Source organism: Flagellimonas okinawensis (assembly GCF_029194005.1).
In the GTDB taxonomy this organism is placed as follows: Bacteria; Bacteroidota; Bacteroidia; order Flavobacteriales; family Flavobacteriaceae; genus Flagellimonas; species Flagellimonas okinawensis.
In genome coordinates this window covers 144,039-160,393 of the sequence record NZ_JARFVA010000001.1, presented here as the reverse complement: position 1 = coordinate 160,393, position 16,355 = coordinate 144,039, and the positions used below count along the sequence as shown (strand labels likewise).

Genomic DNA, 16,355 nt, shown 5'->3' with positions numbered 1-16,355 from the left:
TTACCGTTCTTACGTAAATCAATTCCGTTTACACAGAATTTGAGGTCATCCGTGTATCACTTCTCAGTTTAAAAGGTTAATTGCTAATTTCATAAACACGAAATGAAATTGTATTAATACTAACCCTTAACTGAGAACACGTTTATGAAAAACCTCATTAATTTCCGTTCACAATTTTTAGGTCTGGCTGCCATAATTGGTGCCTTTGGCCTTAATTCATGCTCCGACGATACAGCTTCGGTTGAAGAACCAGAAGTATTCCAAACCTCAGTAACGCCTGCCTTAACTTTAGCACAAACTGATGGCACTCCCATTATTATTGATGATTTGACAGACACCCAGATTACTGAAGCACGTGCAACTGGGGCAGCTGGAAACGATAACGGTCGCTTTAATATCACCCTGAAATACATTTTGCCCCCGACCGAAAGGCAAGCCGAAGTATTCGATGCAGCAGCTGCACGTTGGGAACGTATTATTATAAAAGATGTACCATCCATTACAGCAACAATACCCTCTGCATTTGCTGGAGCTCCTCCAGCTGTTGATGGTACTTTGGATGACATTATTATCGAAGTCGCACTGGCACAAATAGATGGCCCTGGTGGTATTTTGGGACAAGCAGGACCACGGTTTGTTCGAACAAGCGACTATCTTACCATTTCAGGTGTGATGTATTTTGATGTTGAAGATTTGGACTTTTTGGAGGGATTAGATCTATTTGAAGAGGTAATTGTCCATGAAATGGGCCATGTACTGGGAATTGGTACGTTGTGGAATGTTCCGGGCAGAACATTGCTTCAAGGAACGGCCACCAGTCCATATTTTGCAGGCCATAAGGCCAATGTTTTCTGGAATGCCGAAGGTGGTACCGGAGAATTGCCGATCGAAAGCCTTTATGGCCCTGGAACCGCTTATGGGCATTGGCAGGAATCAACTTTGTATAACGAGTTGATGACCGGATTCCTAAACTTGGGCGAAAACCCATTAAGTAGAATTACGGCTGGATCTATGGCCGATCTTGGTTATGGTGCCGCAAGTGTAGGTGAACAATACTATTTACCAAAAGGTACCCCCGGTGTTGAACTTACCGAACTTGAGAGTGCCTCAGGAGAAGGTTTGAACATAGCTGCCAAAGAAACATTATTATTACCTATCGGATTTGTGGACAACACCAAAAAGAAGTAATATTCGGATAGTCCATAAAATAAAAAGGCCCACTTGAACTAGTGGGCCTTTTTATTTTTCCATTGGGCTCAAAGCAATCCCTTTTCTTTTAAAGTTTCTTCTAAACGGTTATGGTTTTCCCAAAACCTATTTTCTATTTTTTGAATCACTTCATTATAGCCCAGGTAGGACTTTAGGGAGTCCAATGCAGGGTCCATGGTCATAAATAAGATCATCCAATACTGAAAATGATTTTTTGATGCAAACTTTTCATATTCTTCAATAGCTTCAGCATACTTACCTTCGTAGGCATATAGCACCGCCATACTAGCTGGCTGATAAATGGATTGGTCATTTTCGCAATATTGGGCGTAAGAAGCAATGAGCCTATCAGCCTCTTCTTGAAAACCCATTTTTTCATAAGTATACCCCAGTTTTATGTCCTCTTGGGGGTAAATGTTCAATCCTTTTATTTTTTTTATTTCATTAAAAGGTTTGTAGTAATGGTATGCACTATCAAATTCTTTCTGAAAGTAATGTAATTTGGCCACCTCCTGTAATATGTCCAACCGTGTGGAATCTTTCCTAAGTTCCTGTTTTAAGGCGCTCAACGTCTGCTTGATGTCCTTGTTTTTGGCATAACGGATATAGGCTTTAAGGTAGGTTGCATAGGGATTTTGGGGAAATAGCTCAATCGATTTGTTAATGTATTCCAAGGCTTCATCCGTAAACCCGGATTGAATCAGAGCATTGCTCAAATGCAGGTAAATATAGCTCTTGGCCGTATCATTGTCCGCCACGTCCAATTGAATGCCCTTAAGGGCATATTCCAAATATTTGCCGGTATCGGGGAGTGCATTGGAATAAATGGATGATAACATATTTACCACGCCCGAAGAATTGGGGTTGTATTCCAATGCTTTTTCCAAATGGGGGACAGCCAACCTGTAATCACCAATATGCATATAATACAAGGCTTTTGCAATTAAACTCTCGGTGAGTTTGGAGTCGTGTAGCAAGGCCTTGTCGGCGTACACATTAATGGTTTCGGTATACTGTTTCTCCTTTTTATACAAATCCAAGTAGTAGTACGCTATTGCCAAATCGGCATATACCAAGGCAAATTCAGGGTCTTCCTCAATGGCTTTTTCAAACAAAGGGATGGCTTCCAAAAGACCTTCCTCTGTTTCTCGGTTAAAGGGCTCTTGGGCTTTAAGGTAATAATCGTAGGCAGCAAGATTGTCCGTAGGTTTCTTATCAATCTGTTCCAACTCAGAAGGAGTTACCTTGGCTTCGATGGCGTCCGCAATTTTCTTGGCCACTTCATTTTGCACGGCGAAAATATCAACCACTTGGTGAGTATATTGCTCGCCCCAGATTCGGGTGTCGGTTGCCGCATCGATCAATTGGATATTGAGCATTACTTGATCGCCCACTTTTTGCCCACTACCTTCCACAATATAGTTTACATCCAATTCCGAAGCAATTTCCCCGATGTTCTGATTGGAGTTGCGGTATTTTTCCACCGATGTTCGACTGATCACGCGTAAATCTTCAATTTTTTGAAGGTTGCCCAAAGACGCTTCCATCAAACCATTGACGAAATAAAGGTTGGTGGAATCACTGCTCTCATTTTTAAAGGGCAGCACCGCAATGGATTTTTCTACGCCTGATTTTTGTGTGGTGTTTGCAGCAGGAGGGGAAGAGGGAATCAATACATAGGCAATGCCACCTAGTATCAAAATAGTAAAGGCCAACAGGGCCCATATGTATTTATTCAGAAATGATGCTGTAGGTTCTTCCTGTGTTGTTTCCAAATCATTTTTACCAACTTCACCCGGCGGGTGACCGTAATGCTCCCGAAAACATTTGATAAAATAAGAAGTGCTGCCAAAACCCACTCGGTAAGAAACCTCCGAAACGGTAAGGTCGGATTCTTGAAGTAATTCCATGGCCTCTTCCAATCGGATTTGTCGAATAAACTGACTTGCCGATAATCCTGTCTGCTTTTTGCATTTGCGCAATAGGCTCGAACGGCTCATGTGCATGGTATTGGCCAATTCCGAAACACCAAAATGCTCATCGCTCAGGTGTTCTAGGATTATCTCTTTGGCTTCATCGGTAAATTTCTGCCCTTTTGGTTTGTCTAGCATCGTGGTTTGCAGATTAATAACTGCATAGGTTGAACAAATATAAGCGATTCCTTTCCATGGCAAAAATGCAGGTTTTGCCGCATAATTAATATCGATGCGCCATAATTTTCATGGTCAGTGCAGAACTTATATACAACGCGGCATAGCTGATTGGTGCTGCATCAGGCTTTGGAGAATCTTTGTACCATAAAATTTATTGTTCAACACGTAAAACGAAAAGTCATGAAAAATTTTAAAAGCAATTCAATGAGAATTCTAACCTGCGCCCTATGTATTATGTTGGTAAGCCTATCCGCTTGTAAAGACGAAAAGTCAACCGCCGATAAGACGGTTTCGGCCAAATCTGAAGTTAAGGCACCGGACATTGCTCTTTCTGCCGCGGTGGTATCCGGAAACTTGGAGGCTGTGGAGCAACATATAAAAGCTGGAACCAACATCAACGAGAAAGACCCGTTGAGCGGATCAACACCTTTGATTACCGCAATCACTTTTGATAAGCAGGACATTGCACAAGCCTTGATCGATGCCGGTGCCGACCTATCCATTAAAAATAATGATGGTTCCACGGCACTGCATGTGGCTGCTTTCTTCTGTAAGGTTGAAGGAGTTAAAATGTTGATGGATGCAGGGGCCGACAAACAGGTAAAGAACAACTATGGGGCAACTGCACGCGAAACCGTTATTGGTCCGTTTGCCGATGTAAAACCCATCTACGAAATGATGCAACAGCAATTGGGGCCCATTGGTCTTCAATTGGACTTGGAAGAAATTGAGGAAACACGTCCTACCATTGCCGTAATGCTACAATAATTCATCAAAAAACGAAACAAGTCATGAAAACAGAACGTAGACACGATATTGATTGGTTGCGGGTAATCACCATTGCCTTGCTACTGATTTACCATATTGCCATTATCTTTCAACCTTGGGCCATGTTTGTAGGCTTTATAAGAAGTAATGAGACCCTGGAAGGATTATGGACTCCCATGTCCATGCTCAATGTTTGGCGTATTCCAATCTTGTTCTTTGTATCGGGAATGGGACTCTATTTTGCCATGCGCAAACGCAATTGGAAGCAATTGGTAGGGGAGCGGGCCAGAAGAATACTGTTGCCATTGCTCTTTGGTATAGTGGCCATTGCTCCGTTGCATATGTTCATTTTTCAAAAATTCTACAAGCTGCCTTTGGGGTATTATCCCCATATGGGACATCTCTGGTTTTTGGGGAATATTTTTGTCTACGTGCTGTTGTTTTTGCCCATTTTCTATTTCTTAAAACAGAAGGAGGGAGGTAGGTTCCAACAACTTTTAAATAAGTTGATGTCCAATCCGGGCGGACCTTTGTTGGTTTCACTCTTTTTTATGCTGGAAGCCATTTTGGTAAAACCACAGATTTATTCCTTGTATGCCGAAACTTGGCACGGCTTCTTCTTGGGTGCATTGGCTTTCTTTTTTGGTTACTTGTTCGTCTACAGTGGTGAAAGTTTTTGGAACACGGTAAAAAAATGGCGCTGGGGCTATTTGGCAATGGGCTTATTATTGTATGCCGTCCGTTATTTGGAATTTCAATTGGAAGCACCAGGGTATTTAATGGCCTTGGAATCCACTTGTTGGATTTTTGGAGTATTCGGTCTGGGATATCGATATCTAAACCGACCTAGTGGATTACTGCGCTATTTGAGCCAAGCGGCCTATCCGGTGTACATCATCCATATGTTTGTAATGTATTTGGGCGGATTGTTGATTTTACCCATAAAGATTCATCCAGCTTTACAGTTTATAGCGATAACTGTATTCACTTTTGCATTGTGTTATGTGTTGTATGAGTTCCTGATCCGAAGAATAGGATTTTTAAGACCTTTATTTGGACTGAAAGGGAAGTCTGACAACAAAATCGGTTCAGAAATCATAATTAGTGACAGATAAAGGCAATTTTAAGGGAGTTTTAGCAAAACGAACAGAAACTCCTTCGTTTAACTGTTTTATACCCTGTATATTTGCAACGTTTTGATTTTAAAATTGTAAACCAAAATTATGAGTAAAGTAAAAGAGAATGATACGGTAAAGGTTCATTACACAGGTAAACTTACCAATGGACAAATTTTTGACAGTTCGCTGCAAAGAGAGCCTATGGAAGTAGCCTTGGGTCAAGGTCAACTTATACCGGGTTTTGAAAAAGGACTTATCGATATGGAGGTAAATGAGAAAAAAACCATTACCATCGATAAAAAAGAAGCTTACGGAGAAGTAAACGAGTCACTTTTTCAAAAAATATCCAAATCTCAATTACCCGAAGATATTAAGCCCGAAGTAGGAATGGGACTAGTGGGTTCCAATGCGGAAGGTCAACAGCAGCAGTTTAGAGTTGCTAAAGTTGAGGAAAACGATATCATCTTGGATGCCAACCACCCTTTGGCCGGACAAGATTTGGTATTCGACCTAGAAGTAGTGGAAATACTATAAATTCCTTTTAAGATTTTTTAAAAGCCGTCTCGTCCTTTTTGGATGAGACGGTTTTTTTTGGTCCAATTTGGTCGTTGGCTAGAAAATTCTTCCTTTAGATCACCCTAGTAGTTTACAGCCAATTTTAGAATTGGCAATAAATGGTCTTCAAGTATAGCCGTCCAATCCAGATATTTGTAAAGTTTTTCAATTTTGGGAGTTTTGTATGTTGAACCTTATGTTTTTTGGATTTCTGCTGTATTTTCATCAGATAATGGGTCCAAAGGGCAGATAACGTATAACTTTCCCATAATTTAAAGGGCATGCAAACGTTTAGTGTAATTGAATAGACAAGCATGTCTATTTTACGAACAAGCTTTTATTTAAACCAACCTCTATGAAATTCACTTCTCGGTTAAAGAGGAACGTCTTAACGATACTTGGTTTTTTATTACTGGCCCAATTATCCAGTTCCCAATTATCGCAAAGTGATAGCACCAGAACAGAATTATCTTCTCTGTTGGATTCCTTCATCACTCAGGATGATGAGGAAAAGGCCGATGATCTATTGCAGACATTGGAAAAAGCATGGAAACTTCAACAAATAGGAGTGAAGGCTGAAATGCAGGCCCTTTTGGATAGTATTGAGCCCTTGATCAACACCAAAAACTTGGAACGCAAGGACTTCTTGTTCCTTTTGGTGAAATCCAGAAACGAATTATTTCATCATCAATATGCATTGGCCCTGGAAGATGGAGCAAAAGCACTTGAGTTTGAGAAGTTGTCCAAACCAGATGAATTGATTTATTTACATTCTACGATTGCGACCTGCCATTATTATACATCATCCTACGAAAAGGCGCTGCAATCACATTTTAAAGCAATGGAGATATGTGAAGCTAATCAAGAGTTGGACTGTTTGCCCGGTATTTATAACAACATCAGTGTGGTTTATATGGGCACGGGAGATTGGGAAAAGGCTCAGGAATACACCAGTAAGGCATTGGACCAAGCAGCAGCGATCAACAATGCTTTTGAACGCTCAAGAGCAATAGGGAATATGGCCATTATTTATGCGGAACAAGGTGATTTTGATAAATCCGAAGAATGGTTTTTAAAGGATTTGGCCATTTATTTGGAGACGGGCGATAGTATTTCCGCCGCAAAGAACTACAATAACTTGGGCAGGTTAAAAGAGATGCAACAGAATTATGATCGAGCTCTTTATTATTATCAAAAAGGGCTTGATTTGGCCATCTCCCAAAACGATATTCAATCCATGGCACTGGGTTACCAAAATGTAGGTTGGCTGGAACATAAAACCGGAAATAACGCCAAAGCTCTGGAATATTTTGACCTTGGTGTGGCCATGACCCAAAAACTAGGGAATAGGGATAAACTAAGGGATGCCTACTTCAACCTTTCCGAGTTTTATGATACAATCGACAAACCCAGAAAAGCATTGGAGTACTACATCAAATATCATGATTTGAATGAAAGTATAGTAGGAGAGGAGCGCCTCAAGGCCATCAGTGAGCTCGAAGTTAAATATGAGACCCAACAAAAGGAAAATGAACTGCTGAAACTTTCCAAACAAAAGCAGGAAGGAGAGATTGTGATTGCGAAGCAAAATCGCCGAATGAGACAATTGTATTTTGGCTTGGGTGCTATCGCATTGATCGGGATTCTGGGCTTTGTGCTGTTCCGACAACGCTTACAGAACAAAAAGCAGCACGAATTAATCTTGGCCATATCCGAAACCCAGACAGAAGAGCGTAAGCGCATTGCCCAAGACCTGCACGATAGCATCGGGGGGTCGTTGGCATTGACCAAATCCAAATTTGAAATGGCCAAACAGAAAATGAATGAACCTTCACCCGAGATGGAAAGTGCTTTGTCCACCTTGGAGCAAACCACGAACCAAGTAAGGCAGATTTCGCACAACCTTATGCCCGGGGAGTTGGTCAGGTTTGGTTTGGTGGCCGCTATAAACACTTTGCTCGAGAATTTGAACGAGGGCGAGATCAACGCACAGTTTTTAAGCAATCAGGGGGAGGAACGTTTGGAGCCCCTCAAGGAAATCCAATTGTATCGAATTGTGCAAGAAGCCTTGCAGAATGTGTTGAAACATGCAAGTGCCAAGAATTTGTTCATTCAACTGAACAAGCATAAGGAGCACCTGGTCTTAATGATCGAGGACGATGGCAAGGGCATTATGTATTCCACAACAGAGGGGATAGGCCTCAAAAATATAAAGCAGCGGGTTCAATTGTTAAAGGGAATCTTTTCCATCGACAGTGCGCCCGATCGGGGAACCATTCTTAACATTCAAATTCCAGTATAACATGATTTCAGTACTTATTGCAGATGACCATATGCTCTTTAGGCAAGGTATAGCAGCCATGTTGGGCGATTTTGAACAATTGGAGATCATTGGGCAGGCCGCCAATGGTCAGGAAGCCTTGGATTTGATGATGAATGCCGAACCAGATGTTTTGCTGCTGGATATAGAAATGCCCGAAGTGGATGGTTTTCAGGTGCTCAAGGAATTGAAAAAGAAAAAGTCGATCACCAAAGTACTGGTGTTGACCATGCATCATTCTGGTGCTTTTGTGCAAAATATTGTATCGGCAGGGGCCGATGGCTACCTCAAAAAAGATTCGGACCAGCAAATATTGCTCGGTGCCATTGAACAAGTACACAAAGTTGGGAGTTATTTTCCACCAGAGACCACGCAAATGGTCATCCAAAGTCTTCGGGAAAAAAATAAACAGGGAATGGTAACTCCGCGCGAAAAAGAAGTGATTTTATTGATCGTCGAAGGCCTCACCACGCGAGAGATTGCCGAGCGCCTTCATTTGAGCAAACACACGGTAGAGTCGCACAGACAAAATATATTGTTGAAACTGGAGCTTAAAAACAGTGCGGAATTGGTGCGGTATGCACTCAAAAAAGGCTGGGCCTAGTAGTATTCAGCCAATCTTGGTTTTAGGGTTTAGCGGCTAAAAATGTAAACCGATCATATCGGAAATTGCAGTTGTTAACCCATAAAACCCAACATTTTGAAAAATCTATTTTTAGTATTGTTATTGTTTGTTGTGGCCTGTTCCGAAACAAACGACCCCTTGCCGGACATGCCTCTGTCGGAGGAAGATATTCTTGAAACGGTGGACAACCTTTTCCCGTTTCAGCCCAATCAAACTTTTGAGGCGCTTTATGTTGCTGCCAGGCGTGGCTCCAATTTGGAGTGGTATTTCAATTTTCACCAAGATGGAACATTGGATGTACTTTTTACGACCGATATGCACCAAGACTTTTCGTTTTCGGGCAGTTACACCTATGTGAACGATCAGATTACCATTCAAATGCCCGCAGGGCCTACCATGCCTTTTCCGGCAGGATTAAATGAAACCAGTACCGTGATCATGCCTCAATTTGGTCTGGTGGCAGCCTTTGCTACCGACGAAATGATAGCCATTTGTATTGGCCATGGACTTAACGAGCAAGCGCCGCCCAGGGCCACAGCAAATTATGGATGCCCTGTGATCAATGTACAAGCGGCAAGTAGTGAGGAAAATGCGATAGAACTCGTCCACAGGTCCGTTCCTACGGAATTTCCGGTACTGGGGTCCATATTTAGGCAGCAGGATACCCATGTGCAAGGAGCGGCCAATCCAATTGTAAGACGTGGCTACGGTATTTACCGCCAAACTGGCAACGAGTTTTTTGCCACGTTCCGTATTGCGAGTGACTTTGCCAATTTTGCTCAAGGTCAATTGCCATTTCCCGTAGGTAATGTGGGCGCCCCATTTGATGATCATAACATCTTAAACGGCACTTTTGGGAATAATGGACAACAACTGATCGTAGAGCAATTGAGTCCGGAAGATGGGCCCTGTGTGTTGCGATAGTGGCAAAGAAAAATTGAGCTCTAGTAGTTTTCAGCCAAATTAAGATTTAGTGTATTGCTATTAAAAATTATCTACTGATTTACAGGAACTTGTGATTGTTAAATAAGTAGAACCAAAAAATTAAACTATGAAAAGAAAAGTAAAGGTATTGGTATTATTAATGGTTGTGGTATCCTCATTGGTTACAATGGCGTCATGCAGAAAAAGTAACGGAGAAGTGCCTTATGAGTATCGCGAAGGCGACTACTAATAGGTAGGTTATATGTACTGCAAAATGCGCTAACCATTGACTATACATAGTTCAGTTGAACCACCCAAATTGGGTGGTTTTTTTATGGGTTAAATTGAGGTAAAACCCTAGAAATCAGCAATAAAAGCCGCAAAATTTTTAAGGATTTCGTGTAATGAGTTTTCGAGGACATTAGCTATCTTGTTGGTCTCCAAGTTATTGACTTCCTACTAGTTACTTTCCCCCTTGAGATGCCTTTTAGTTGGTATTATTGACTTTAAGATTCAACCATTCTTTTTTTTAATAAAAACGACCATTCATGAAAAAACTAGTAATTTGTTTATTTGCGATAGTTACCCAAACGATTTTCGGGCAAGATAAAGTATTTCTCAAAGATCAAATTATAAAGGTAGATAAGAAAAACGATAGAACACTTACAATCGAGTGGGACGATTACTTCTATACTGTCTATGAAGAAGAGAAAACTTTTTTAAGCGAAATCAAGTCAGTCAAACATGATGGCAATAAGTTAAAACTTTATGGTTATATACCTAAGAAGTCTCAAATAAACGATGATTATCCCAAGAATTACAAAAACACTTATGAGGATTTGGAAGAAAATGACTTATACGAAGTCATACTAGAGCTAAGGCGAGATAGAAATTTTGTTTTAAAAGAGAAAATAGGATTTTCATTTAAAAATTTTTTAAAATCTGCTTCACTATTGACAATTCCATATAAGATAAGGCCTGGTAATGACGACTTAAAACGTATAACTACTTCAGGTCTTAAGAATCTGGCAGTAAATTTTGATTTAATTAGAGGACGTAGGGAGATTTATTATCAAAGTGGGAAAAAATTATTGATGAGAGCTTCAATCGGAGTAATAATATCTCCAACTGTTGAAGAATTCAGCGATTCTCAAAGAAATGGTTTCCCCTCGGACGCTACGGGAGAGCAAAATGAGCTATTTCTTTCAACCGGTTTATCTTTTAATCTTTCTTTTAATGATATAGCTTTCTCATTTATCCCCATAGGTCATGATCACGCTACAAGTACTATTGGTAAATCATGGAAATACAATGGCCGGCGTTGGTGGGGTTTTGGAATTGGATTGAGCCCAAAATTTCTAGGGCCTGCTAATTCCAAATAGATTGAAAAGTACATTTGTACTATAATTTATGTTATGTAAAATAGGATTTTTCAGAACCCCTCTCTATAGTGAATTCTGACTAGAATAAATGTTTTATACGCTTTATCCAATCTATCGGTAATTTATACGGTGCATAACGCAATGGTACATCTAACCAGGTGCCTCTTTTAGAAATGGATTTATGATGCGAAAACAAATCAAATGTATATTTACCGTGATATCCGCCAATACCAGATTGTCCCACACCACCAAACGGTAAATTCTTGTTGCTAATGTGGACCACCGTATCGTTTATTGTTCCGCCACCAAAAGAATATCGGTCCATCAATCGTTTTTGAAATTTTTTATCACTGGAAAACACATAAAACGCCAATGGATTGGGATATTTGGAAATGTAGCCATGTAATTCACTTTCCTTGGTAAACGAGATTATCGGTAATATGGGACCGAAAATTTCCCCTTCCATAAGAGAACTGTCCATTTTAGGCTCATCCACTAAGGTTGGAGCAATAAATTGATTTTCATCGTTACAATCACCTCCCAAAAGCAAATTTTGGTCTTTAAGCATAACTTTAAGTTCTTCATAATGTTTGCTCGTTGCAATTCTGGCGAAATCCTGAGAACTTTCCGGTTGTTGCCCGTAAAATTGAGTTATTTGGTCTTTTATATGGTCTGCCAGTGCTTTTTTTACACTTTCATGCACCAAAATATAATCTGGAGCAATACAGGTCTGTCCGGCATTTATAAATTTCCCCCACGCTATTCGTTTGGCCGCCAATTTTATGGCTGCCGTACTGTCCACAATACATGGATTTTTTCCACTTAGTTCCAAGGTGACCGGGGTCAGATGTTCTGCAGCACTTTTATAAACAATCTTGCCTACCCGTGTACTGCCGGTAAAAAAGATATATTCCCATTTTTCTGCCAGTAATTCGCTGGAAACCTCTACTCCACCTTCCACTACGGTTACATATTCTGGAGGAAACACCTTGCGGATGATTCGGGAAATTATCTTGGAGGTATGCTCACTAAACTCGGATGGCTTTACAATAGCTGTATTGCCAGCTGCTATAGCGCCGATCAAGGGTGCAATGGCCAGCATAAATGGGTAATTCCAAGGGGAAATAATCAAAACTTTGCCGTAGGGCTCAGGTTGAATCCAATCCTTGGAAGGAAAATTGGACAACGAGGCCCCTACTCTTTTTGGGGTACTCCACTCCCCTACATTTTTAATTGCAAGTTTTAGCTCGGCCAACACCAACTGGGTCTCAGTGGCCAAACTTTCGAAAGTTGGCTTTTTAAAATCGGCGTATAGCGCATCACAAATAGCGTCTTCCTGATCAAGGATCTCTTGTTGCAATTTTTTGAGATACTGTTTTCTAAATGCAACATCCTTAGTTTTTTGCGTATCAAAAAACTCATTTTGGGCTGCTACCAATTGCTTCACCATAATCCGATTATTTCTCTAAATATAATAATCTAAGCCCGAATACGATCAAAACAAAAAAGCACCAGGATTACCGGTGCTTTTTCATTATATGATCAAAGGGGATTACAAAGTAATTTCTTCGGTTGCCCCGTTTGGATAAATTATAGTGGCGATGTCATCACATTCACCATTTCCAAAATCAACCGTTACAGCAAGTCCGTTTTTGGAAACTGTCATTGCACCGGAAGTCAAATATTCACAAGAGGCATTGCCTTGTAAATCTTCCAATGTTTCTACGATATAGGTGTTTTCATTGGCCTCCACCGTCCAATTACCAGCAAGGCTGAACACCGTGGTTTCCAAACTATCACCAAAGGTGATTCCAAAAGTTTTGGTCCCGTTTTCAGAGATAACGGCGCCATCTTCCATTTCTACGGACATATCACTGATCACGGAGAACAAAATAGAAGTTGCTTCACTGTTAGCGGTAATTTCAAAACTTCTTGTACCGTTTAGTTTAATGCTGCCTACATAAAAATCCTGATAGGTGGCGGTAAAAGAAGATGCCTCTTCCCCTGTGGTGTAGGTAACCGTTACGGTACCATTTACATTATCCGTTCCATTAAGGACACAGTTATTAAACGTGGCCACAAATCCGGTTTCGGTATATTCTGCGGTATAACAGTCCCCTTCTCTGGCCGAATAGGATTTTGCTGAATTCCCGGCAAATAGTTCTGCCAATGCAGTATCGGCTGCTCCAGCAATATTGTCTGTTGACAATATGGTTTCAAGTTCTGCCGATGTAAGGGCTTCACCCTCTCCTGGCATTGCATCTTCACTACAGGATTGAAATCCAATTAAAGCAATGGCCAAAACGGCAATGGATAAGATTCTTAGCGTAAGTTTCTTCATTTTATTTGGTTATGTATTGATGTTGAACTAACGATTTTAAGGGTCTTGTAGTGTAATCCCATCATACAAATCGATGAACTGCAAGGGTGTTGGAAGCGGTCTTTAGACAAATTGTAGTATTTTCATCACCACTTAACATTATGCTATGAAGAATTTTAAGTATCTATTTTTAATGGTTGCCATAATTTCCTGTAGTGAAGACAACGAGGAAAACGGTAATGGATTTTCCAGTGCAGAACTTGTTGGAACATGGGATTTGATTGCCGTTAATGTTAGTACTGCGGTCGATTTGGATGGGGATGGCACCACTTCCACCAACCTTATGGATGAGGAAGATTGTATCACGGGAACCATTGTTTTACGGGACGATACCACTTACCAGTTTGAACAGACTGTTTTTAATATCACCACAATAACTAATAACCAATATGTGGTGCAGTGTTCCGGCATGTCGCAAGCTACCGGAGCTTGGGCCAGTGATGGTCTACAAGTTGTTTTTCAGGGAAGTACATTACTTGGCACCTTGGAGCTGAAAAACAACACCGTAGTTAAAAATGAAGGGGAAGAATTGCCCGGAGTGGCCAGTTTTGTTTACGAGCGCAGATAAAATCCTGCTAATTGGGCTTCTCTAAATCTTCTAGGATTTGTTTGAACCCCAGAGCAACGCCATTGGTCCAACCAAAACCATCCTGTGTAGGGTACTCCCCCCCTCCCGATAGCAGGGAAAGGTCTTCCACATTGTATTTCTCCATCATTTTACCTGTGTTCTGATAGACTTTTTCGTTAAGTGTCAACCAACGATTCATAATTTCCTTAGCCTCGTCAACATAGCCGTAGTTTAATAAGCCGTTCACGGCCAACCATTGCAAAGGCGCCCATCCGTTTGGTGCGTCCCATTGTTGCCCGCTGTGTTCCAAGGTGGTTACCAATCCCCCTTCTTTTAAAAAAGCGTTCATGATCACATTTTTTACTTGTTCCGCTTGGTCCGGTGTGGCTATTTCAAAAAACAAAGGTGTTACCCCTGCCAATGTTAGTTTTGGAGTGAAGGTTTCATCCTCGATGTTATAATCAAAATAATATCCTTCGGTTTCGTTCCAGAAATACGCTTGAATCATCGATTTTCGCTTTTCAGCCAAATCCAGATAGTGTTCTTGGGAAGTAGTATCCCCTTTTATTGCGGACGCCCGTGCGATGGATTTTTCCATAAAATACAATAGGCAATTTAGGTCCACGGGCAATATGGAAATGGTTTCCGTAGAAGCCAGCCCACCTTCTTCCCCAAACCATCTACTGCTAAAATCCCAGCCTGATGCTGCAGCGGAACGTAAATTTTTATAAAGTCGTTGTTTCAAGGAATCGGATTCTAGACCTTCGGCTAGCAAAAAATCTTCCCTGTACGATTCCGGGCGAGGAGTTTGACCTGAATCCCAATACCTATTCAATGTTTCACCGCTTTTTAGGTTTACCACTCGTTTTACGGGATTCAGACTATCTCCAGGGAGAGCTCCTTCCATCCAATAATTGTACTCCTTAGTCATCTGCGGGAGATATTCCACCAATAAATCGTTGTTATCTCTGGCAATGGCATCTACCATTAAAGCGAAATAAGGCGGTTGGGAGCGTGTTTTATAGTAGTCCCTGGTACCATTTGGTATAAACCCAAGTGAATCAATTAAAAAAGCAAAATTTTGCACCATACCCTGAGCAACTTCCTCCTCGTTATCGACCAAAAGACCCTCAAGCGTAAAATAACTGTCCCAATAATAGATTTCCTGAAACCTTCCGCCGGGCACAACATATTTGTAGGGAAGTGCAATCCTCGAAGAATTTGCGATTACACTATCGGGGCTGCGTTTTAAAATGTTCCACATATTGGAAATATGCTCATACATGTTTCTGGTGGTGTCCAATTTAAATTGAAGCCCTTCCAAAGACCTGTTTTTGAAGTTTTTAAGCACAAAACTATCCAGTCTAAAACCTTGATTATCTTTAGTGTTAAGATATTCTTTTTCAAGTATTGCTATATCTTTTGTCGGCACTAGGTCTACAAATGTTTTGGAGTCCTCAAAAACACCGGACATTTGAACATCTTTAAATAATTCTGTTTCATAAAGACTAATAGGTTCCGCAGGGGTTTTTTCGGACTGCTTACAGCCAATAACAAACAAAGAAACGAATAGCACCAACCATAGGTTTTTCATGATATCTTAATTTTTGAAAGCCTAAATATATAATAATAAGCGTAATAGAATTCCGTTAAATCGTATACGATTTTTATTTTTGAACTATGGGAAAGACATTGGTACTTAGGGATAAGATCAAGGAACATTTGTTGTTCCAAATCCAGAATGGAGAACTACAAGTGGGAAAGACCATTAATTTAGCCGCTTTATCCAGAGCTACCGGTATAAGTGTAACTCCCATCCGTGAAGCCTTGAGCCAGCTGGAGCATGCACAAGTATTACAAGCAATTCCCAACCGTGGTTTTATGGTAGCAAAGCTATCCAAAACAGAAGTCAAAAATCTTATAGAAATTGTGGCGCAATTGGAGGTGATGGCTTTGGAGCAATCGGAATTCAACCTGGAAGAAATGGAAGGGTTGGGCAAATTACATTCGGAAATGGAGGCTACTACAACCATTACTGAAGGACTCAGGGCCCGATTTAATTTTCATAATGAGTTGGTGCAGCATTGTACCAATAAAGTATTGTTGCAAATCTTAAAGGATTTGAAATTACGGCTTCATTTTTACGAGTATGATCTTATCCGTGACTTTGGTTTTTTTAAAAAACTGAGCGTGCAGACCCGTTCTGTTGTTGAGGCGATCAAAGAGGATAATGTGCCCACAGCAGCTTTGATTCTTCGTATGCATTGGATGTCCATATTGGAACATATCGAATCGCAGATCAGCGTTAAAAAAGGTTAATCTTCTGATTGTCAAAATAAAATAGTGCTACTTT

The 16,355-nt window shown here is 40.7% G+C and carries 15 protein-coding genes; 11 read left to right on the top strand and 4 right to left on the bottom strand.

From position 1 onward, the window contains the following. The first annotated feature begins 144 nt into the window (after window positions 1–144). Entirely contained in the window at window positions 145–1,188 is a 1,044-nt protein-coding gene (locus tag PY091_RS00795) for a M8 family metallopeptidase (RefSeq protein WP_275647847.1), read from the top strand. Window positions 1,189–1,256: 68 nt separating this feature from the next. On the opposite strand, the gene PY091_RS00790 is transcribed toward PY091_RS00795, so the two are convergent. Beyond that, entirely contained in the window at window positions 1,257–3,320 is a 2,064-nt protein-coding gene (locus PY091_RS00790) for a helix-turn-helix domain-containing protein (protein WP_275647846.1), read from the bottom strand. 222 nt (window positions 3,321–3,542) lie between these two features. On the opposite strand from PY091_RS00790, the gene PY091_RS00785 reads away from it, so the two are divergent. From PY091_RS00785 to PY091_RS00750, 8 genes are all read left to right on the top strand, one after another. Next, window positions 3,543–4,130 carry an ankyrin repeat domain-containing protein gene (locus tag PY091_RS00785; protein WP_275647845.1) on the top strand — a complete coding sequence of 196 codons (588 nt, stop codon included), beginning with the start codon at window positions 3,543–3,545 and terminating at the stop codon, window positions 4,128–4,130. Between the two features lie 23 nt (window positions 4,131–4,153). After that, on the top strand, window positions 4,154–5,245 hold the full coding sequence (locus PY091_RS00780; protein ID WP_275647844.1) for an acyltransferase family protein: 1,092 nt from the start codon (window positions 4,154–4,156) through the stop codon (window positions 5,243–5,245). A gap of 108 nt (window positions 5,246–5,353) precedes the next feature. Beyond that, complete coding sequence (locus PY091_RS00775; RefSeq protein ID WP_275647843.1) at window positions 5,354–5,782, top strand: FKBP-type peptidyl-prolyl cis-trans isomerase; 429 nt, start codon at window positions 5,354–5,356, stop codon at window positions 5,780–5,782. 376 nt (window positions 5,783–6,158) lie between these two features. Beyond that, complete coding sequence (locus tag PY091_RS00770; RefSeq protein ID WP_275647842.1) at window positions 6,159–8,105, top strand: tetratricopeptide repeat-containing sensor histidine kinase; 1,947 nt, start codon at window positions 6,159–6,161, stop codon at window positions 8,103–8,105. A 1-nt stretch (window position 8,106) separates the two neighbouring features. Continuing rightward, entirely contained in the window at window positions 8,107–8,727 is a 621-nt protein-coding gene (locus PY091_RS00765; protein WP_275647841.1) for a response regulator, read from the top strand. A gap of 96 nt (window positions 8,728–8,823) precedes the next feature. After that, window positions 8,824–9,672, top strand: a complete 849-nt coding sequence (locus tag PY091_RS00760; protein ID WP_275647840.1) for a hypothetical protein — start codon at window positions 8,824–8,826, stop codon at window positions 9,670–9,672. 127 nt (window positions 9,673–9,799) lie between these two features. Beyond that, complete coding sequence (locus tag PY091_RS00755; protein WP_275647839.1) at window positions 9,800–9,922, top strand: hypothetical protein; 123 nt, start codon at window positions 9,800–9,802, stop codon at window positions 9,920–9,922. 298 nt (window positions 9,923–10,220) lie between these two features. Beyond that, window positions 10,221–11,054, top strand: a complete 834-nt coding sequence (locus PY091_RS00750) for a hypothetical protein (RefSeq protein ID WP_275647838.1) — start codon at window positions 10,221–10,223, stop codon at window positions 11,052–11,054. A gap of 79 nt (window positions 11,055–11,133) precedes the next feature. Here PY091_RS00750 and PY091_RS00745 read toward each other — a convergent pair whose 3' ends face one another. Further along, window positions 11,134–12,504, bottom strand: coding sequence for an aldehyde dehydrogenase (locus PY091_RS00745; RefSeq protein ID WP_275647837.1), 1,371 nt, complete (start codon window positions 12,502–12,504; stop codon window positions 11,134–11,136). Between the two features lie 102 nt (window positions 12,505–12,606). Next, window positions 12,607–13,395, bottom strand: coding sequence for a hypothetical protein (locus tag PY091_RS00740; RefSeq protein WP_275647836.1), 789 nt, complete (start codon window positions 13,393–13,395; stop codon window positions 12,607–12,609). Between the two features lie 145 nt (window positions 13,396–13,540). Between PY091_RS00740 and PY091_RS00735 the strand changes: the two genes are divergently transcribed. Then, the gene (locus tag PY091_RS00735; protein WP_275647835.1) at window positions 13,541–14,002 is read left to right on the top strand and encodes a hypothetical protein; all 462 of its coding nucleotides are present in this window, start codon (window positions 13,541–13,543) and stop codon (window positions 14,000–14,002) included. Window positions 14,003–14,009: 7 nt separating this feature from the next. Here the strand turns inward: PY091_RS00735 and PY091_RS00730 are convergent, their stop codons facing one another. After that, a complete protein-coding gene (locus tag PY091_RS00730) occupies window positions 14,010–15,596 on the bottom strand; it encodes a trehalase family glycosidase (protein WP_275647834.1) in 1,587 nt (528 codons plus the stop codon). An 86-nt stretch (window positions 15,597–15,682) separates the two neighbouring features. Between PY091_RS00730 and PY091_RS00725 the strand changes: the two genes are divergently transcribed. Then, window positions 15,683–16,321, top strand: coding sequence for a GntR family transcriptional regulator (locus PY091_RS00725; protein WP_275647833.1), 639 nt, complete (start codon window positions 15,683–15,685; stop codon window positions 16,319–16,321). Window positions 16,322–16,355 lie beyond the last annotated feature (34 nt).